At 72.8% G+C, this 19,459-nt stretch carries 18 protein-coding genes and 3 tRNA genes; 12 read left to right on the top strand and 9 right to left on the bottom strand.

Translation table 11 applies throughout. The features are described 5' to 3' along the window. Window positions 1–72: 72 nt before the first annotated feature. The 5 genes from AACH11_RS05150 to AACH11_RS05130 all read right to left on the bottom strand — a co-directional run bounded on the left by AACH11_RS05150 (window position 73) and on the right by AACH11_RS05130 (window position 6,121). Window positions 73–1,038, bottom strand: a complete 966-nt coding sequence (locus AACH11_RS05150; RefSeq protein ID WP_341373129.1) for an ATP-grasp domain-containing protein — start codon at window positions 1,036–1,038, stop codon at window positions 73–75. Between the two features lie 149 nt (window positions 1,039–1,187). Then, window positions 1,188–2,216: a methenyltetrahydromethanopterin cyclohydrolase gene (mch, locus tag AACH11_RS05145; RefSeq protein ID WP_423228692.1), complete on the bottom strand. Its 1,029-nt coding sequence runs from the start codon at window positions 2,214–2,216 to the stop codon at window positions 1,188–1,190. A gap of 51 nt (window positions 2,217–2,267) precedes the next feature. Then, window positions 2,268–3,848, bottom strand: coding sequence for an ATP-grasp domain-containing protein (locus tag AACH11_RS05140; RefSeq protein ID WP_341373127.1), 1,581 nt, complete (start codon window positions 3,846–3,848; stop codon window positions 2,268–2,270). Window positions 3,849–3,943: 95 nt separating this feature from the next. Next, window positions 3,944–4,846 (bottom strand): NAD(P)-dependent methylenetetrahydromethanopterin dehydrogenase, encoded by a 903-nt coding sequence (locus tag AACH11_RS05135; RefSeq protein ID WP_341373126.1) that lies wholly within the window; start codon window positions 4,844–4,846, stop codon window positions 3,944–3,946. Between the two features lie 102 nt (window positions 4,847–4,948). Then, entirely contained in the window at window positions 4,949–6,121 is a 1,173-nt protein-coding gene (locus AACH11_RS05130; RefSeq protein ID WP_341373125.1) for a beta-ribofuranosylaminobenzene 5'-phosphate synthase family protein, read from the bottom strand. Window positions 6,122–6,513: 392 nt separating this feature from the next. Here AACH11_RS05130 and AACH11_RS05125 point away from each other — a divergent pair, with 392 nt between their 5' ends. The 9 genes from AACH11_RS05125 to AACH11_RS05085 all read left to right on the top strand — a co-directional run bounded on the left by AACH11_RS05125 (window position 6,514) and on the right by AACH11_RS05085 (window position 14,859). After that, window positions 6,514–7,284: a GntR family transcriptional regulator gene (locus AACH11_RS05125; protein ID WP_341373124.1), complete on the top strand. Its 771-nt coding sequence runs from the start codon at window positions 6,514–6,516 to the stop codon at window positions 7,282–7,284. Continuing rightward, entirely contained in the window at window positions 7,281–8,204 is a 924-nt protein-coding gene (locus AACH11_RS05120) for a dihydrodipicolinate synthase family protein (RefSeq protein ID WP_341373123.1), read from the top strand. The genes AACH11_RS05125 and AACH11_RS05120 overlap by 4 nt, the downstream gene beginning before the upstream one ends. A gap of 28 nt (window positions 8,205–8,232) precedes the next feature. Continuing rightward, window positions 8,233–9,246 (top strand): sialic acid TRAP transporter substrate-binding protein SiaP, encoded by a 1,014-nt coding sequence (locus tag AACH11_RS05115; RefSeq protein ID WP_341373122.1) that lies wholly within the window; start codon window positions 8,233–8,235, stop codon window positions 9,244–9,246. A 13-nt stretch (window positions 9,247–9,259) separates the two neighbouring features. Further along, window positions 9,260–9,841 (top strand): TRAP transporter small permease, encoded by a 582-nt coding sequence (locus AACH11_RS05110; RefSeq protein WP_341373121.1) that lies wholly within the window; start codon window positions 9,260–9,262, stop codon window positions 9,839–9,841. Between the two features lie 46 nt (window positions 9,842–9,887). Further along, a complete protein-coding gene (locus AACH11_RS05105; RefSeq protein WP_341373120.1) occupies window positions 9,888–11,192 on the top strand; it encodes a TRAP transporter large permease in 1,305 nt (434 codons plus the stop codon). A gap of 34 nt (window positions 11,193–11,226) precedes the next feature. Then, a complete protein-coding gene (locus AACH11_RS05100) occupies window positions 11,227–12,189 on the top strand; it encodes a ribokinase (protein ID WP_341373119.1) in 963 nt (320 codons plus the stop codon). 146 nt (window positions 12,190–12,335) lie between these two features. Continuing rightward, window positions 12,336–13,016: a hypothetical protein gene (locus AACH11_RS05095; RefSeq protein WP_341373118.1), complete on the top strand. Its 681-nt coding sequence runs from the start codon at window positions 12,336–12,338 to the stop codon at window positions 13,014–13,016. A gap of 85 nt (window positions 13,017–13,101) precedes the next feature. Next, on the top strand, window positions 13,102–14,055 hold the full coding sequence (locus AACH11_RS05090; RefSeq protein ID WP_341373117.1) for an amidohydrolase family protein: 954 nt from the start codon (window positions 13,102–13,104) through the stop codon (window positions 14,053–14,055). Between the two features lie 15 nt (window positions 14,056–14,070). Then, window positions 14,071–14,859 (top strand): L-fucose dehydrogenase, encoded by a 789-nt coding sequence (locus tag AACH11_RS05085; RefSeq protein WP_341373116.1) that lies wholly within the window; start codon window positions 14,071–14,073, stop codon window positions 14,857–14,859. A gap of 101 nt (window positions 14,860–14,960) precedes the next feature. Here the strand turns inward: AACH11_RS05085 and AACH11_RS05080 are convergent. From AACH11_RS05080 to AACH11_RS05070, 3 genes are all read right to left on the bottom strand, one after another. After that, window positions 14,961–15,037, bottom strand: a tRNA-Asp gene (locus tag AACH11_RS05080). A gap of 137 nt (window positions 15,038–15,174) precedes the next feature. Beyond that, a tRNA-Asp gene (locus AACH11_RS05075) sits at window positions 15,175–15,251 on the bottom strand. Between the two features lie 209 nt (window positions 15,252–15,460). After that, a tRNA-Asp gene (locus tag AACH11_RS05070) sits at window positions 15,461–15,537 on the bottom strand. Window positions 15,538–15,679: 142 nt separating this feature from the next. Here AACH11_RS05070 and AACH11_RS05065 point away from each other — a divergent pair. From AACH11_RS05065 to AACH11_RS05055, 3 genes are all read left to right on the top strand, one after another. Beyond that, complete coding sequence (locus tag AACH11_RS05065; RefSeq protein WP_341373115.1) at window positions 15,680–16,573, top strand: DMT family transporter; 894 nt, start codon at window positions 15,680–15,682, stop codon at window positions 16,571–16,573. A 248-nt stretch (window positions 16,574–16,821) separates the two neighbouring features. Then, on the top strand, window positions 16,822–17,256 hold the full coding sequence (locus AACH11_RS05060; RefSeq protein WP_341373114.1) for a universal stress protein: 435 nt from the start codon (window positions 16,822–16,824) through the stop codon (window positions 17,254–17,256). Window positions 17,257–17,381: 125 nt separating this feature from the next. Further along, window positions 17,382–18,902, top strand: coding sequence for a Ppx/GppA phosphatase family protein (locus AACH11_RS05055; protein ID WP_341373113.1), 1,521 nt, complete (start codon window positions 17,382–17,384; stop codon window positions 18,900–18,902). 85 nt (window positions 18,903–18,987) lie between these two features. On the opposite strand, the gene AACH11_RS05050 is transcribed toward AACH11_RS05055, so the two are convergent. Beyond that, window positions 18,988–19,455, bottom strand: coding sequence for a SixA phosphatase family protein (locus AACH11_RS05050; RefSeq protein ID WP_341373112.1), 468 nt, complete (start codon window positions 19,453–19,455; stop codon window positions 18,988–18,990). Window positions 19,456–19,459: the final 4 nt, after the last annotated feature.

Raw genomic sequence — 19,459 nt, 5'->3', positions numbered from 1 at the left:
GTGTGAGGGGGCCTGAGGGGGTGTGACAGCGCGACCCGCCGCAAGACCCTCACCCGTGCGTCGTCCTGACGCTCACGCGCAGCGCTGCACGGGGCTGGCCGTCGCGAGGCCGGCGCAGCGCCGGTCCAGCAGATCATCGACCAGCGCGCGGGCGATCGGGAACGGTGTCACCCGCTGCAGGCCCTGCCAGGCGGCCACGCCGTTGACCTCCAGCACCTGCAGCGCATCCGGGCCACCGGCCGCCCCCGCCGGGCCGGGCATGATGTCCACGCCCGCGTAGTCCATCTGCAAGGCCGCAGCGGCCTGTTCGGCCAGCAGGGCGAGTGCCGGCGTCAGCGCGGCGGCCTCGCAGCGGGCGCCCTGGGCCACGTTGTGCACCCAGTGGGCGCTGATGCGCCGCATGGCGGCGATCGCCCGCCCGCCGACCACCATCACCCGCCAGTCATGGCCGGGCTCGGCCTGCGGCGGGATGAAGCGCTGCAGATAGGCCAGCCGGCCGTAGCCGCTCTCCAGCGGCGGCAGCGCCGGCCGGGCCTGAGGGCCGTGACGCGCGGGATCCCCGATCAGCACCAGGCCCTTGCCCTGCGAGCCGAACAGCGGCTTGAGCACCAGCGCATGGCCGGCCGCCATCTCACGCAGCACGATGCGCCGCGCCAGCGCCACGTCCTCCAGCGCCCAGGTCGGCGGGGCGCTGACCCCGGCGGCATGCAGCAGCAGGCTGGTCATGCTCTTGTCGACGCTGCGCTCGATCGCGCGGGCGTCGTTGTAGACCGGCACGCCCAGCTCGCGCAGCGCGTGCAGCACGCCCAGCCGGCGCGTGACCTGCTCGAAGCTGCCGCCGGCGATGCCGCGCACCAGCACCGCGTCGGGCAGGCCACGGCCGAAGCCCGGAATCTGCAGCCCGTGCCAGGCCGCGGTGGTGTCGATGTGGCAGTCGGCCAGATCGACGCAGCGGCCCTGGGCGCCGCGCTGGCGCAGCGCGGCCTGCAGCTGGCGGGTGTGCCAGCCGGTCTCGTCGGTCATGATCGCCACGCGCATGCGGCTGCTCTCCTCGGGTGACGGGTCATCTCAGGGGCTGGACAGCGACCGGCGGGCAAGATCCGCCGCTCCGGCTCACCGATGCGGCCGGGGCCGTGGCCGGGCGGTGCGGGCTGCGCAGGTGGCGCAAACAGCGCAGGTGATCGCCTTCAGGCCGCTTCCATCCACAGCCGGTGCAGCAGGTCCATCTGCAGGCCGCCGGCATGCCAGGTGCGGCCGCTGTCCAGGTGGCTGACCCAGACCTCGGCCGGCGCGAACAGGCCCGGATCGATCTTGTAGAAGTCGTGGCCGGCCTCGGCGAAGAGCTCGGCGAAGGAGCGGCCGTGGGCCGGCGAGTTGCCCGAGGGCAGATCACGCGCGAGCTGCTGCGCGGCCGCCTCGCTGCCGCGCACCATCAGGTGCACCTGGCCGCCGTAGAGGATGGCGTCGTTGGTGCGGCCCATCGCCACCAGACCGTCGGCCGAGGGGGCCGGCAGCGGCGCGCAGGCGCTGCCCTCGACGATGTCGGCCAGCGTATGGCCGAGCGCGTGGGCCCGGTGCATCGCCACCTCCAGCACGCGGGCGACGACCTGGGTGGTGCCGGCCCGGCTGGTGGTGGGCGTGATGATCAGCGTCAGCTGCTCGGGCGGCACGCCGCAGTCGCGCACCAGCTTGTCGATGATGACCTGCGGCGGCAGGCGATCGACCTCCAGCACCAGCACGGCGGCATCCGCCCGGTCGCGGTAGGCCAGCTCACGGAACAGGTCCTCCTTGCCGGCCAGCGCGCGCGCCGGGCCGGAGCCCAACGCGAAGAAGCGGCGGCCACCGGTCTCCTCCTTCGTCGCGGCCAGGCTCCAGCCGGCGTACTGGCTGCCCAGACAGGCCAGCACCGGCTGCGCGCTGTGCACCTCCAGCCAGGCCGGCCAGCCGTGCTGCGCACCCGGCACCAGGCCGACCGAGCCCAGCCCGCCCATGCAGATCTCGCCGATCAGCAGACCGGCGGCCACGCTGCCCGGCGCCTGCAGGCCGGCATCGATGATCGTGCAGCCCGACGGGCCGCTGCTGACCTGCAGCCCGAGCTCATCGCACTGGTGCAGCAGACGCAGGGTCAGCGCATTGCCGCCGGCGTTCACGCTCAGATGGGGCGTGATCGGCGGGGCATCTGTGAGGGGGACGGCGGGAGGCTGCGGGCTGGACATCGGATGGACTCGGGTGGACGGCGCGGTGGGCCGGGCGGGTGGAGGCGGCGGTCAACCGGTGGTCGGCGCCACCGTCGACGGGATGGCGGACGGCGAGGGAGAGGCGGACGGATCGGACACCACCGGCGAAGGCGAAGGCGAAGGCGAGGCCGACGCCGGTGCGGCCGCGGCGTCGCCGGCCCGTGCGTGGCGCTCCAGCAGACGCTGCACGCCGAGCGCGCGCTGCTGCAGCTGGTCCTGCAGCGAACCCTCGTCGACACCGATGGCGCTGATGCTGCACACCGGCTGGCCGGCCGGCAGCCAGGCGCCGGGCTGAGGCAGATCGTGGCAGCCCGGCTGGGCCGCCAGGGCGTTGGCGAGCGCGGGCGTGCAGGTCAGGCCCTGCAAGGCACAGACGAGGCGCAGACCGCGCAAGGTGGCCGGCCCGGCCGGCGGCCGCAGGCCACGGACGGGCGCCGGTCCGTGGCCGGGCGCACCGCCGCCACACAGGCCGATCCAGGCCCCTGCCTCGGCCTGCGGCAGCGTGTCGCTGGCGGGCAGGCCATCGCCGCGCAGCACCGCCGCCCCGGCGCGCTCACCGGCGGACGTCTCGGCCGGCGCCAGGGTGGCGACGGCACGGGCGATCGCCGCCACCGGGCTGGCCGGCCAGGCCGGCGTGCCGGCGTCGTCGACCGGCGGCCAGCAGGCGGCCAGATGGGCACTCAGCGGCGCGGCCTGCGGATACAGCGCCAGGCTGGCCGGCGGCCGTGCGTTGACCTCCAGCAGCTGCGGCAGGCCGTGGCCGTCCCACAGGAAGTCCAGGCTGCACAAGCCGCGCAGGCCGAAGGCCGGCACCAGCACCGCCAGCGCCTGCTCGATCACCGAGCGCACCGCGGCGGGCACCGGCAGCGGCCCGATCACGCCGGCGAAACGCCACGGCCGCGCGCCGCGCCCGGCGACGATCTGCCGGTTGTAGCCCAACAGCTCGGCGACGTGGCCATCGGCGACGAAGGTGGCCGACATCGGCTGGCCGGGCATGTGGCGCTGCAGATAGCTGCCCTCGGCCCAGCCCGCGGCGGGCGCCGGCTCGCCCAGCTGCCAGCGCCGCACATGGGCGCCGCCGCTGGCATGGGCCTGCTTGAGCAGCCAGCCGCTGCCGAGGGCAGCGATCTCCTCGTCGGTGGCCGGCAGCGGCAACCAGTCGGGGTGCGGCAGACCGTGGCGCGCCAGCAGGCCGAAGAAGGCCTGCGGCCGGCGCACCGCCTGCTGGGCCAGCGGCGGCGTGCCGAACAGCGGCAGCAGCCGCGCACCGAGCGCCAGCAGCCGCGGCTGGGCCTCGAAACCGGCACCGGCCAGCCAGCCGGCCGCACCGGCCGCCCGGGCCTGGCGCAGCGCGGCCGCGAAGCCCGGCTCCGACAACTGCAACCCGGCCTCCAGGCCGGGCTGCACCGTCTCGTCGGCCTGAAGGCGCAGATCGCACCAGCGGCGGCTGGCGCGCCGGGTGTCGGCATCGCCGAACAGGTCGGCGGCCAGCACCACCTCACAGCCTTCCTCGCGCGCGCGCTCGGCCAGCTGGCGGGCCGACAGCCCGAGCACGGCCAGTCGCAGGGGTGCACGGGTGTGCGCGGTGGCAGGACGCAGCAACAGGGACATCGTGAACCGTGAAGGTCGGGAGACGACCGGTGGCGCCGGCCGCGCGGGCACAGTGTGCACCCGAACGGTGGCGGCGTGGCCGCACGGACCGCGCGTCAGGTGGTCGTCGCGAGCACCTGACGGGCCCTGTCGAAAGCCTCGGCATGGCCCAGGCGCAGCGGCGTGACCGTCTCGCGCATGGCCTGCAGCAGCCGGTGCTGGGTCTGGTACTTGACGTTGCCGATGGCCAGCGCGCCGATGCCGAGCGCCGAGGTGCCGGCCAGGGGCACCGCGTGGTCCATCACGCCCAGTCCGGCGATGCCGGCCGGCGGCACGGCGTTGACGTCGGCGGCCACGGCCAGGCGCGGCGCGCAGGCCAGGTCCTCGGCCGACAGCACCTGCACGCCGGCGGCGGCGCAGGCCAGCACCACGTCGGCCTCGGCCACCGAGGCGCGCACCGCGGCGCGGTCCCCGCCGCTGACGCCTTCGAGCGCGACGCCGAAGCGCGTGGCCGTCTGGCGCGCGGCCTCCTCGGCCGCATCGATGCCCTGGCGGCTGGACAGCGCGACCGAGGCGCCGGCCTGCGCCGCCAGCACGCCGCAGATGCGGCCCACCGGCCCCATGCCGCCGAGGATGACCACGCGCTGGCCGGCCAGGCCGCGGCCCTGGCGCTGCAAGGCGGCCTCGGTGCAGGCGACCATCGCCGCGGCGGTGGTGTAGGCGCCGCTCGGATCGGCCATCAGCGAGACGACGAAGGGCGGCACCATCGCGCCGGCCGCGCGGTCCAGCATGTCGGCGGCCAGCAGCGCGTCACGTCCACCGATGAAGATGCCGGTGCGGGCCACGCCCTTGGGCCCGCGCGAGAAGATGGTGTCCTGGGTCAGGCCGGCGATCGCGTCGAGCCCGCACTCGGCATAGGGCACGACCATCTGCCAGCCGGCGTCGGCGGCCATGTTGATGTCGAACGGGCTCATCTGGCGGCCCGGGGTGAACATGTGGAGGATGTAGGGGCGTTCCATGGCGGCGGGGTCTGCGGGTCGGTCGGGGCGCGGAGCGCCGGGTCGGATCGGATCGGATCGGGTCGGAAGGAGCGGCCGGGCCAGGCCGGGCCGGGCGCGGTCTCAGCCGGCCGGTTGCCAGCGTGCGCCGTGGTTGCGCGCGCCGACCAGATCCAGGCGCAGGGCCGGATCGAGCCGGCCGGCCTGCTCGACGGCGGCGAGCGCCGCACGGGCCTGCACCGCATCGGGGAAGAAGGCGAAACCGGTGGGGCCCCAGCTGCTCTGGCCGATGCCGGCACCGGCCTCGGCGCGCAGCGCCTCCAGCAGGCGGCCGACCGCGGCGCTGGTGTAGGCGCTGCCGGCCTGGGCCGGGGCGAAATGCGCGCCGAGCCGGGCCTGGATCACGGTGATCGCCTCGGCGAAGGACGGGAAATCCTGCTGCGCGGCGGACGGCAGCAGCTGCATCAGCACCCGGTGGCAGATCTCGGCCGCGCTGGCCGCGGGCATCGGCGGCAACTGGCCGATGGCCTGCACCTCGCGCTGGCCGGACAACCCGGCCAGCCGCGGATCACCGACCACCAGCACCCGCCAGTCGGCCGGCAGGTCCAGCCGCGCCAGCAGCGGCGCCGGCCGGCCGTCGGGTGCCGGACCGCCGTCGACCAGCAGGCCGCCCTGGTCGAAGCCGGCGATGCCCACGCCCGAGCGCAGGCCACGGCCGACCCAGCGCGCCAGCGTCGGCGTGTCGACAGCCAGGCCGTGCACGAGCGCAAAACCGCGGGCCAGCGCCAGCGCCAGCTGGGTGCCGGAGCCGAAGCCGGCATGGGCCGGCAGCCGCGTCACCAGCTCGACGGCCACCGGGGTCCGCAGACCGCTGGCCGCCCGCAGCCGCTCCAGCCAGGTCTGCAACCGGCAGACATCGGCGGCGCCATCGGCCGCCAGCGCGGCCTCGTCGGCGGCCAGCGCCGGGGCGAGCAGGACCGCGTCCCGCTCGGCCGGCCGCAGCCGCAGCCGCACGACCGGGTCGTCGATCACCAGGCCGATGCTGCCGTAGCGGCGGCCCAGCGTCGCCGCCGGGTCGAGGAAGCCCAGGTGCAGGCGGCCGGCGGCCTCGATCTCGACGCCCATGTCGCGCGCGGCCGCCGCCCGCCCGGCGGCGTCGGCAACCGTCAGGGCGTCAGGCGGGCAGGTGCGGTCGAAGGTGCGGTCGAACAGGCGGTCCATCGGGCGCGCAGTGTCGGCGATCCGCGGCGTCTGGGCGCGCGCACCGGTCATGGTCGGGCAGTCGAGCAGGTTCATCAGCAGTCTCCGCAGCAGGACCGGCGCAGGCGATGGACGGTCGCCGGTCCGCCGGCCGGCCCGGGGCTGTGCGCCCGGTGCCGGCATCGGCATCAGGTCCTGACAGCAAGAGCCGTTCCCTGGCGGGTGCCGGCGGCAGGAACACCGCCTGGACCCGCGCCCTGCCCAGGACGCACGGGCGCAGCGCGCGGCGGCGCACGGCAGCGACGGCCCGCGGGCCGGGCACCCGGCCCGCCGCCGCTGTCACGCGCCGGGGACAGACTGTCACGCCGCCGGGCGCCGGGGTCGGACCAGGGATCTCCCGGGTCCGCCGATGGCCGGTGCTGACTAACATGTCAGCGCGCTGCCACCACGGCAACCCGCGCCACACCCCCGGTTTCCGACCGTACCCGATGTCCGCCCTCGACCCCGCCTGCGCCACCGGCACGCTGCGTGCCCAGGCCTACGAGAACTTCCGCCAGCAGATCCTGCAGGCCAACATCCGGCCCGGGCAGTTCGTTTCCCAGCGCGAGCTGATGGCCCTGCTGGGCATGCCGCTGGGCGCCGTGCGCGAGCTGATCCCGCGCCTGGAGGCCGAGGGCCTGCTGCGCACCGTGCCGCAGCGCGGGCTGCAGATCGCCCAGGTCGACGTGCGCCTGGTCAACAACGCCTTCGGCCTGCGCCTGCTGCTCGAACGCGAGGCCGCCCGCCGCTACGCGGCCAGCGTCAGCGATGCCGAGCTGCAGGCCATCGAGCAGGCGCACCTCGACATCATCACGCGCGCCAGCCACGGCCCGATCGACGACACGCTGCTGAACGACGCAACCGCCATCGACTGGGGCCTGCACGACCAGATGATCGATGCGCTGGGCAACGACCTGGTGTCGCAGACCTACCGCATCAACAGCCTGCGCGTGCGGCTGATCCGGCTGGAAGGCGCGACGCTGTCGCCCGAGGCCCTGGTGCCGGCAATGCGCGAGCACCTGTGGTTCATCGAGGCGCTCAAGTCGCGCGATGCCGACGAGGTCGCGCGCCGCATCGGCCACCACATCGACAGTGCCCACCGCCGCGTGCTGGGCCTGCCGCGCCCGCCCTTGCCTGAAGCCACCGCGCGGCCCGATGCGGCCGCGGCCGACGCCCCACCGACACCCAACCCGCGGCCTGCGCCGCCTGCCCGACCGTGACCGCACCCACCTCCTCCCTGCCCGGCATCTGGCCCGCCCTGCTGACCCCGTTGCACGCCGACCTGAGCATCGACCACGAGCGCCTGACCACCCATGCCCGCGCGCTGCTGGCCGCCGGCGCCGGCGGCGTGACCCCGTTCGGCACCACCGGCGAAGGGCTCTCCTTCAGCGTGGCCGAGCGCATCGCCGCCGTCGACGCCCTGGTCGCCGGCGGCATCCCGGCCGCACGCATCCTGGTGCACACCAGCGCCGCCGCACCGACCGACATCCTGGCCCTGACCCGCCACGCGCTGGCCATCGGCGCCTGGGGCTGCCTGATGCTGCCGCCGTTCTACTTCAAGGGCGTCAGCGATGCCGGCATCGCCGACAGCTACAGCTGGATCGTCGGACAGGTGGCCGACCCGCGGCTGCGCATCATGCTCTACCACATCCCCCAGGTGGCCGGCGTGGGCCTGTCGCAGGAGGTGATCCGCACGCTGCTGGCGCGGCACCCGGGCGTCTTCGTCGGCATCAAGGACAGCCAGTGCCAGCGCGAGCATTCGTTGGCCCTGGCCGCGGCCTTCATGCCGCAGCTCACCGTGCACGTGGGCAACGAGCCCGATCTGCCGACGATGGGCCGGCTGGGCAGCACCGGCGCCGTCTCCGGTCTGGCCAACTTCTGGCCGCGGCGCGTGCACCGGCTGGTCTGCACGCCCGACGCCGGCAGCACCGAGGCCGACCTGACGCAGATCACCACCCTGCTCGCCCGCCTGGGCGGTTATGCGCTGATCCCGGCGCTCAAGGGCATCATGGCGCTGCGCGACGGCGATGCGTCGTGGCTGCGCGTGCGCGCGCCGCTGGTGGCGCTCGACGACGCGGGCCTGCAGCGCCTGCGCGAGGACCTGACCGCCAGCGGTCTGGCCGTGGACGAGGTGGCCTGAGGCCACCCGCTGAACCGAGGAGACAACGATGAGCACGATCACCCGTCGCCGCGCCGCAGGCACCCTGGCCGCCTGCGCCGCCGCCCTGGCCGGCAGCCTGTCGGGCGCCCCCGCGGCCGCCCAGTCCAAGGTGCTGCTGCGCGTGTCCACCCCGGCCGTGGCCGAGGACTGGCACGGCAAGATGTGGACGGTGTTCAAGGACCACCTGGACAAGGCCGCGCCCGGCGAGTTCGACGTCCAGATCAACCTCAACGCCACGCTGTTCAAGCAGGGCACCGAGCCCGCGGCCATGGCCCGCGGCAACCTGGAGCTGTCCTCGATCTCGGCCTTCGACATCGCCAAGCAGGTGCCGGAGTTCAGCATCTTCACCGCCGGCTACGTGATCCGCGACCCGCAGCACCAGCAGAAGGTGTTCGGCGGCCCGATCGGCCAGGAGATGTTCAAGCTGGCCAGCGACAAGATGGCCGTCACGCTGCTGACGCCGATCTACCTGGGCACCCGCCAGGTCAACCTGCGCGAGGCCCGCACCGTGCGCACGCCGGCCGATCTCAAGGGCATCAAGCTGCGCATGCCGGGCTCCAAGGAATGGCTGTTCCTGGGCGAGGCGCTCGGCGCCACCGCCACGCCGCTGGCCTTCGGCGAGGTCTACCTCGGCCTGAAGACCGGCACCATCGACGGCCAGGACAACCCGCTGCCCACGGTGCGCGCGGCCAAGTTCTACGAGGTCACCAAGCAGCTGGTGCTGACCCAGCACCTGGTCGACGGCATCTTCATCGCGATCAGCGACAAGGCCTGGGCGGCGATGACCCCGGCCCAGCAGCAGAAGGTGCGCGCGGCCGCGGCCGCCGCCTCGGCCTTCAACAACGAAGGCCGGATCAAGGAGGAGGCGCAGATCGTCGATTACTTCCGCCAACAGGGCCTGACGGTGACGACGCCCGATGTCGAGGCCTTCCGCAAGCACGTGCAGCAGGCCTATGCGGGCAGCGACATCGCCAAGGCCTGGCCGGCCGGCCTGCTCGACCGCATCAACGCCACGCGCTGACGGATCCGCCGCGATGGCCACGCCACAGCCCCAGCCCACGTCCACCCCCGGCGCGGCAGCAGCCAGCGGCGATGCCGCATCGAGCGGCCCGAGCGGCCCGCTGACCCGGCTGGCGGCGCTGGCCCACCGGGCGGCCGAAGGCATCGGCGTGGGGCTGTTCACCGCGCTGTTCCTCGTCTTCCTGGTCCAGGTCACCGCGCGCTTCGGCTTCGACCGGCCGCTGCCCTGGACCGACGAGGTCGCCGTCTCGCTCTACGTCGTCGTCATCCTGTGGGCCGCGGCCACCCTGGTGCCCGAGCGTGAACACGTGGTCTTCGACCTGGTGTGGAACGCCGCCGGGCGGCGCACGCGGCAGCTGATGCGGGTGAGCTCCCTGCTGCTGCTCGGCGGCCTGGCCGCCTGGGCGCTGCCGGCCAGCTGGGACTACGTCAGCTACATGGCCATCGAGCGCACACCGGTGCTGGAGATCCCCTTCATGTGGATCTACGCGCCCTTCGTGCTGCTGCTGATCTCGCTGGTGGCGCGCAGCCTGCACGGCATCTGGCGCGCGCTGCGCGGCCTCGATCTCGAGGACGCCGGCGTGCCCACCCAATGACCGGTCAGCGGCGCGTCCGCCCGCCCCTTTCCTTGCCGTACCTTCCATGAGCATCCATCCCCTGGGGGCGCTGGGCCTCGTGCTGGTCGCCGGCCTGCTGATGCGGCTGCCGATCGGCTTCTCGATGATCGTCTCCGGCGTCGCCTACCTGGCGGTCAAGGGCCAGGACATCGGCCTGGTGGCCGAACAGATCTGCAACGGCCTCTACAACAGCTACGTGCTGCTGGCCGTGCCGCTGTTCGTGCTGGCGGCCAACCTGATGAATGCGGGCACCGTCAGCGAGCGCCTGTTCGATTTCTGCCGCATCCTGGTCGGCCGCTTCCGCGGCGGCCTGGCCCAGGTCGACATCCTGGTCAGCGTCGTCTTCTCGGGCATGAGCGGCAGCGCCATCGCCGACGCCGCCGGCCCGGGCCTGGTCACCATCCGCCAGATGCTGAAGAAGCCGGGCTACACGCCGGGCTTCGCCGGGGCGGTGGTGGTGGCCTCGGCCACGCTGGGGCCGATGATCCCGCCGTCGATCCCGATGGTCATCTACGCGCTGGTCTCGGGGGCCTCGGTCGGGGCGTTGTTCCTCGGCGGCGTGGTGCCGGGGCTGCTGATGGCCTTGACGATGATGGCCACGGTGGCCGTCATCGCCCGCCGGCGCGACATGCCGCGCGACGAACCGGTGCCGCTGCGCGAATGGCCGGCCGTGCTGTGGCGCGGCGCGCTGCCGCTGTCGATGCCGATCGTGCTGCTGGGCGGCCTCTACAGCGGCGCCTTCACGCCGACGGAGGCCGCGGCCGTGGCCGCGCTGCACGCGCTGCTGCTGGCCGGTGTCGTCTACCGCGCGCTGAGCTGGCGCACGCTGTGGGGCGTGCTGGCCGAGAGCACCCGCTCCAGCGCCGTCATCACCCTCATCCTGGCCGGCAGCTACGTGCTGAACTACGCGTTCACCGCCGAGGGCGTACCGCAGGCGATGGCGCAATGGGTCGACGCGCTCGGCCTGGGCCGCATCGGCTTCCTGCTGATGGTCAACGTCCTGTTCCTGGCGCTCGGCTGCTTTCTCGATGTCAGCGTGCTGCTGCTGGTGTTCGTGCCGATGCTGCTGCCGGCGGTCAAGGCGCTCGGCATCGATCTGGTCCATTTCGGCGTGCTGACCGTGCTCAACATGATGATCGGCCTGATCACGCCGCCCTTCGGCATGCTGCTGTTCGTCACCAAGGCGCTGGCCGGCATCCCGATCGGCGACATGGTGCGCGAGGGGCGCGGCTTCCTGCTGATGCTGATCCTGCTGCTGCTCGTCATCACGCTGTTTCCGCCCATCGTGCTGTGGTTGCCGCAGATGATGGGTTATGTGCCGGCCGGCTGAGGCCGCTCCTTCAACCGCTCACCTGCCCGCCGAGATGTCCGACCACCCTGCCCACGCGCCGACCGACGTGCTCGTCATCGCCAGCTGGAATGCCGATCTGGTCTGCCGTGTGCCGCGGCCACTGGCGCGCGGCGAGACGCTGGCCGCCCACGCCTTCGAGATCAGCTCCGGTGGCAAGGGCAGCAACGCCGCCGTGGCCGCCGCACGCCAGGGCGCACGCACCGCCGTGCTCGCACGCATCGGCGACGACGATTTCGGCCGCATGGCGCTGCAGCTGTGGACGGACGAAGGCATCGACCACCGCCTGGTCGAGATCGCCGCCGGCGAACGCAGCGGCATCGCGCAGATCCTGGTCTACGACGATGGCGACAACAGCATCGCCGTCGCGGCCGGGGCGGGACTCGGCCTGGGCGCGCAGCAGGTGCAGGCCGCCGCCGGCCCACTGGCGGCCTGCCGCGTGCTGCTGGCCTCCAACGAGGTGCCTGCGGCCGCCACCGAGACGGCCTTTGCCGCCGCCCGCGCCCTGCCGGCCGCCTCACGGCCGCTGACGGTGCTCAATCCGGCACCGGCACGCGCGCTGCCCGACACGCTGCTGGCCGCCTGCGACCTGCTGACCCCCAACGAGAGCGAGGTGCGCGTGCTCGCGGGCCTGGGCGAGGACGCCCCGGTCGAGCAGGCCGCGCAGCGCCTGCTCGACCGGGGCTGCGCGGCCGTGGTGGTGACCCTCGGCGCGGACGGTTGCCTGCTGCTGCGGCCGGATCGACCGCCGCGTCACTGGGCCGGCCACCGCGTACCGGCGGTGGTCGACACCGTCGGCGCCGGTGACACCTTCAATGGCGCGTTGTGCGCGGCGCTGGCCCGCGGACAGGCGCTCGAAGACGCGCTGACGCTGGCCAATGCGGCCGCGTCCCTGTCGGTACAGGGACGTGGCGCACTCGGCGGCATGCCGGACCGGCCGACGGCCGAGCGCTGGCTGCATTCCACGTCAGCGGCGTGACCGTCCACCCATCAAGCTAGGGATGACATCCACACCACGCCCGGCTTGAACACCGTCCCTCTTTCAGGTGATGATCGTGCACACCGCCGGTCAGGCTGAGGGTCTTCCCCTCACGCTGTGTCGTTGTTCCGGAGTCGTCACGCATCGTGAACCTGCCTCTCGACTGGATGTCCGGGCTGCGCCTGGGCCTGCTGTTCGCCCACCTGCTGGCCTGTGTGTTCGCGCTGCACGATGTGCTGCAGGCGGACTGGCGTCTGCTCTGGGGGCGCCTGGCACGCGAGGACCTCGCGGCCGTGCGGCTGCGCGTGCACCGCTCGTTGATCGCCCTGTGGCTGACCGGGCTGGCGGTCGTGGCGATCGACCTCGGCGGCACGCCGGCGATGCTGGCGGCCAAGCCCAAGATCGCGGCCAAGCTGGTCGTGGTGCTGGCCCTCACGCTCAACGGCATCGTGCTGAGCCGCCAGGCCTTCCCGCTGCTGGCCAGTGGCGTACGCCTGAGTCGGGCCCGTCTGCGCTGGGTGATGGGCTGTGGCGCGCTGAGCTCCTCAAGTTGGCTGTTCGCCGCCTTCCTCGGTCTGGCACGGCCCCTGGCGCAGGTTCCGCTGCCCGAGCTGTTGCAGCTCTACCTGTGGGTGGCCGGCACCGCGGTCGCCTCCGGTCTGCTGTTGGGCAGGACACTGGCCGAGCGGGGCTGGGCCGGGCTGGGGCATGCGCTGGTGTGGCCCGCATGTCCGTGGCGGGCCAGACCCGCGATACCCCCCGCAGCGGCGCACCTCACCCACGACAGCCTGAGCGGCGACAGCCCACCGCAGCAGCTCGCCGCCTGAGCCCGCCGACCGGCAGCCCCACACCGCGGACGGCGCGGCCGTGGGTGGGCGCATCGACCTCCGCGCCCACACGGAGCATCGCCCCATGACGCCGCGGCCACGCATCGACAGCCATCACCACCTCTGGCGTCCGGCGCGCGGCGACTACGGCTGGCTGGACGGCCCGGATCCCGCGCTGTCCACACTGCGCCGGGACGTGCTGCCGGAGGAGTTCAAGACCCTGGCGCGGGCCCATGGCATCGGACACAGCGTGCTGGTCCAGGCCGCACCGACGGTGGCCGAAACCCGTTTCCTGCTCGACCTGGCCGCGGCAGACCCCTGGATCGCCGGCGTCGTCGGCTGGGTGGATCTGAGCGACCCGGCCAGCGTGGACACCCTCGACGCACTGGCCGGTGATCCCCGCTTCAAGGGCGTGCGGCCGATGCTGCAGGACCTGCCCGAGGCCGACTGGATCGCCCAGGCGCCCCATCCGGCGGTGGTGCGCACGCTGATCCGGCTCGGCCTGCGCCTGGACGCGCTGGTCACACCGCGTGAACTGCCGGCCTTGTGCCGCTTCGTCGCCGATTGGCCCGAGCTGCCCGTGGTACTCGACCACGCCGGCAAGCCACCACTGGCGCGCCCGCTGGACCGGGACGATCCCGTCTGGGCGAGCTGGCAGACCGGCCTCGCGACGCTCGGCCAGGCCCCTCAGCTGATGTGCAAGTTCAGCGGACTGCTCACCGAGGCCGGCGGCGCGGCGCGTCTGGGCGGCGAGGCCGCGCTGACCCGGCTGCGGCCCGTCTGGGAGCACCTGTTGCAGGCATTCGGACCCGGCCGCCTGATGTGGGGCAGTGACTGGCCGGTCCTGACCCTGGCCTGCGGCTACGACCGCTGGCTGAGCTGCGCCGACAGGCTGATCGACGACAGCCTGGCCGCCGATGCGCGCCAGGCGGTGCGCACGGGCAATGCGGTCCGCTTCTATGGCCTGGACATCAGCGGTCCGCGGGCCGATGCACCAGCGCCCACCACCGGCCAGCCGGACGGTACCGGCAGCCACTGACACGGAAGAACGACCATGGATCTCGGATTGAGTGGCAAGGCGGTGCTGGTCACCGGTGGCTCGGCGGGCATCGGGGCGGCGATCGTGCAGGTTCTGCTCGAGGAGGGCGCGCTGCCGCTGATCCTCGATCGGCAGGCGCCGGATGCCGCCACACAGGCCGCGCTTCAGGCCGCGTCACCGGGTGGCCGCAGCTGGGCCCTCGCGCTCGACGACGAGTCCGCACTGCTGCGGGCCGCCGCCGAGGTCCGGCACCATCTGCAAGAACAGGGGCTGGCGCTCGCCGGTCTCGTGCACAACGCCGGCGGCAACGACAGCATCGGCCTGGACGCACCCACCGCGGCATGGCGCGGTTCACTCGAACGCAACCTGCTGCACACCATGGTGCTGACGCGTGAACTGCGGGGCCCCTTGCGCGAGGCCCGGGGCGCCATCGTCAACATCGCGTCGAAGACGGCGGTGACCGGGCAGGGAGACACCAGCGGCTACGTGGCCGCCAAAGGCGCCCTGCTGGCGCTGACGCGGGAATGGGCCGTCACGCTGCGAGACGACGGCATCCGGGTCAATGCCATCGTGCCGGCCGAGGTCTGGACCGGGTCCTACGCGCGTTGGCTGCAGACCTTCGACGATCCGGAGGCCCGCCGGGCGGCCATCGAACGCCGCATTCCGCTGCAGCGGCGCATGACACTGCCGCGGGAGATCGCCGACAGCGTCGTCTTCACGCTGTCGCCCCGGGCCGGGCACACGACGGGCCAGTGGCTGTTCGTCGATGGCGGCTACACCCACCTGGATCGGGCACTGGACTGACGACGGGCCCTGTCTCCCACGCGGCCCACACACGGCCCGCGGCAGATCCGGGCCGCGCAATGAAAAAGGGCCTCGATCTGCATCGAGGCCCTTTTCGGATCTGGCGGAGTGGACGGGACTCGAACCCGCGACCCCCGGCGTGACAGGCCGGTATTCTAACCAACTGAACTACCACTCCCCGGTAGCAAGCCTATGACTATAGCAGAAAAGAATCGAGTCACAAGCTTTTTCTTGTGCTCCAGCAAGCAGCATCGGCTAGACAGAACACGAGAAATGAAAAAAGGCTCCGATTTGCATCGGGGCCTTTTTCAGATCTGGCGGAGTGGACGGGACTCGAACCCGCGACCCCCGGCGTGACAGGCCGGTATTCTAACCAACTGAACTACCACTCCACGTGGAAGAAACCAGGATTCTAGCAGAACATTCGAAGCTTACAACTGCCGAAGCAACTGTTTTTCGACGCCGCCACTGTCCGGATTCCGGAACCTGAGGCCGTGATGCGCGAATCTGCGACGCGCGCTTCACATCCACAGGGCGCTTCTGCATCCATCAGCACACACATCGTGCGGCGCATGACGGACACAAGCAGCGCTCGTGACCTTGGCGGAGTGGACGGGACTCGAACCCGCGACCCCCGGCGTGACAGGCCGGTATTCTAACCAACTGAACCACCACTCCGCGTCGGTAAGCTAGCAGTATATGCCGATTCTGGACGGACGCGCAAGCCCGTCGCCCCATTTTTTTCAACGCACCCATTCCCACGACCGTGGACAGGGGCGCGCGCCCGGTACGGCAGGCGATCCGACGACAATCCCGGCCCATGTCTGCTGCCCTGATGATGGTGCTGGCCAGCGCCCTGTTCGCCACCATGGGGGTGGCGGTGAAGCTGGCCTCGGCCCATTACGGGCCGGACGAGATCGTGTTCTATCGTGGCCTGACCGGCGCACTGCTGCTGTGGGCATGGACGCGCCGACGCGGCGTCACGCTGCGCACCCGTGTACCGATGATGCATGTCTGGCGCAGTGCGGTCGGCGTCACGTCGCTGGTGCTGTGGTTCCACGCGTTCAGTCTGCTGCCGCTGGCCACCGCGGTGACGCTGAACTACATGTCCTCGGTCTGGATGGCCGCTTTCCTGATCGGCGGCGCCGTGCTGGTGCAGGGCCAGCGCGTCGACGGCCGCCTGATCGGCAGCGTGCTGGCGGGTTTCGCGGGCGTGGTGCTGATGCTGCGGCCATCGCTGGATCGCGAACAGCTCTGGGGCGCGCTCAGCGGTCTGGCCTCGGGCATGCTGGCGGCGCTGGCCTATCTGCAGGTGACCGCACTGGGCCGCGTCGGTGAACCGGAGGAACGCGTCGTCTTCTACTTCTCGCTCGGCGGCCTGGCGGCCGGCGCGGCGCTGACCACGGCCGTCGGTCAATGGCATGGCCACAGCCTGCGCGGCGCGGCGCTGCTGCTGACCGTCGGTGTGCTGGCCACCAGCGCGCAGCTGCTGCTGACGCGGGCCTACGCGGTCGGCCGGCCGCTGGTCAATGCCAGCCTGCAGTACCTGGGCATCGTCTTCAGCTGCATCTACGGTGCCTGGCTGTTCGACGACCCCTTCGAGCCGCTGACGGTGGCCGGCATGGCGCTGATCGTCAGCGCCGGCATCATGGCCACGCTGCTGCGCCGCCGCCAGCTGCCGCAGGCACCCGACGATCCGGCCAGCGAGCACTGAGCGCCGCCGCGACCACGCGCCCGACCCGCGAGCCGACGACGGGACGCCCGCCGTCCACACCGCCTGCGCGACGCTTGATGCGGGTCAATCGATGGCCGCGGCATCGTCCGACACTGGAACGGTCCGGGGCGACGCACACTGGGTGCGCCGCACACCGTGGCCACGGTGATCCCGTGGCCCGGCCCCGCCCGGCCGACGGCCGCCGCAGATGTCGACGGCCGCTGCCCTCGCCTCGCAGGAGCTGCTCCATGTACACCCGCATCCTTGTTCCCACCGACGGTTCGGAGATCACCGCCAAGGCCGTGCAGTCGGCCGTGCAACTGGCCCGCCTGAGCGGCGCCGCGCTCAGCACCCTGAGCGTCAAGGAGCCCTTCCCCTACAGCGCCATCAGCGAGATGCAGCCGGTGCCGCCGCAGGAGTACTACGACGCGCAGGAGCGCCTGGCCACCGGCCGCGTGCAGGCCGTGCTGGACGCGGCCAGGGCGGCCGGCATCACGGCCGACGGCGCCACCGTCGAGGCCCTGCATCCGTGGGAAGCTATCCTCGAACATGCGCGCGAACGCGGCTGCGACCTGATCGTGATGGCCTCGCACGGCCGCCGCGGCGTGGCCGCGCTGCTGATCGGCAGCGAGACGCAGAAGGTGCTCACGCACAGCACGCTGCCGGTGCTGGTCGTGCGCTGAGACGCCGGCCGGTTCGGTCCCGAAGCCGACGCACGCCCCTGCCGCCCCATGATCGGCGGGGCGTCGGAGCCCCCTGTCCCGCCGGCCGCACCGCGGCGTGCCGCCGGCCGCGTTAGCATGCATCCATGCCGCATTCCCTGCCGAGCCCCGGGACGCCTCTGGCGTCCATCGACATGGGCTCCAACAGCTTCCGTCTCGAGATCGCCCAGCTGCAGCAGGGCCGCTACCGGCGCATCGCCTACCTCAAGCAGACCGTGCGCCTGGGGGGCGGGCTCGATGCCAACGGCTACCTGACCGAAGAGGCGGCACAGCGCGGCCTCGAGTGCCTGCGGGGCTTCGCCCAGCGCCTGCAGGGCTTCATGCCCTCGCAGGTCCGGGCGGTGGCCACGCAGACGCTGCGCGAGGCCCGCAACCGCGATGACTTCCTGGTCCGTGGCGAGGCCGCGCTCGGCCATCCGATCGAGGTCATCTCCGGGCGCGAGGAAGCACGGCTGATCTACGCCGGCGTGTCCTTTCTGCAACCCTCCGAGGTGCCACGCCTGGTCATCGACATCGGCGGCCGCAGCACCGAGATGATCCTGGGCAGCGGCCGCACGCCGCGCCTGGCCGAATCGTTCAAGACCGGCAGCGTCAGCCTGTCGATGCGCTGGTTCCCCGACGGCCGCTACACCGAGGACGGCTTCCGCCAGGCACAGATCGCCGCCGGCGCCGAACTCGAGGAAGCGCTGGAATCCTTCGCCGCCGGCCAATGGCAGGAGGCGCTGGGCTCATCGGGCACGGCCGGTGCGGTGTCCCAGATCCTGGCCGGCGCCGGCATCACCGATGGGACGATCACGCCGGAGGGGCTGGACTGGTGCATCCGCCAGTGCCTGGCCGCAGGCCATGTCGATGCGCTGTCGCTGCCGACGCTGCGCGAGGACCGCAAGCCGATCATCGGTGGCGGTCTGGCGCTGCTGCACACGCTGTGCACGCATTTCGGCATCCAGGCGATCCGACCGGCCAAGGGCGCACTGCGCCAGGGCGTGATCATCGACCTGCACGAACGCCACGAAGCCGCACGCGGCCAGGCCGGCGGTGACATGCGCGATCTGACGGTCACCGCACTGCAGCGCCGCTTCAACGTCGACATCGCCCAGGCCAGCCGGGTCGGCGATGTCGCGCTGGCCTTGTTCGACACCGCCTGCGGCCAGACCGACGGCGACGACGGCGAGGCCCGGCGCGAGCTGGCCTGGACCTGCGCGCTGCACGAGATCGGCCTGAGCGTCTCGCACCACGACCACCACCGCCACTGCGCCTATCTGGTCGGCCATGTGGACGCACCGGGGTTCTCGCAGAGCCAGCAACGGCGCATGGCGGATCTCGCGCTGGGCCAGCGCGGCGGCCTGCGCAAGCTGGAGGCCGCGCTCAGCGGCGAACGCTTCGCGTGGCAGCTGATGGCGCTGCGGCTGGCGGTGATCCAGTGCCACGCGCGCGGCCTGGTCGATGGCCAGCTGCTGGCCTTCCGCCGTGACGGCCGCCAGGCCCGGCTGCGCGTGCCGCGTGCCTGGGCCGACCAGCATCCGCGCACGCTGCACCTGCTGCGCGACGAGGCCGAGGCCTGGGAGCGCAGCGGCGTGCTGCGCCTGCGGCTCGACGAGGCCGCCTGACGGGGGCGACCAGCGAGCGGGCGGGCCGGCCGGCCTGCCGCTCAGGCCGGTGCCGCCGGTCCCGGCAGCACCGGCGATCGAGCCGTCACATCAGGTCGGGCGTGCGCACCGCCACCAGCACGACCTCGGCGCCGTGCTCGCGTTCACGGCGGCGCAGCCACCAGATCGAGCCCTTGCGGATCGACCAGGGATGGGCCGGCAGCTCGCCGGTCATCAGCCAGGCCGCGGCCTGGCCCAGCGTCGGCTGATGGCCGACGACCAGCACCGGCTCGGGGCTCTCCGGCCAGCGCGCGGCCGTCAGCAGCTGCGACAGCCCGGCCTGCGGCGCCAGCGCGTCGAGCGTGCGCATGCGCCGCTGCAGCGCGTCGGCGGTCTGCTGCGCCCGGCGCGCCGGGCTGACCAGCACGCGGGTACCGGACGGCAGCAGGCGGTCCAGCCATTCGGCCATGCGCCGCGCCTGTTTCTCGCCGCGCGGCGTCAGCGGGCGCAGCAGGTCGTCCTCGCCGTCTTCGGCGTCACGGGCATCGGCATGGCGCCACAGGATCAGGTCCATCTCG

Origin of the sequence: Pseudaquabacterium rugosum (assembly GCF_038066575.1) — a bacterium.
GTDB lineage: Bacteria > Pseudomonadota > Gammaproteobacteria > Burkholderiales > Burkholderiaceae_C > Pseudaquabacterium > Pseudaquabacterium rugosum.
This window is presented reverse-complemented; position numbering and strand designations above follow the sequence as displayed.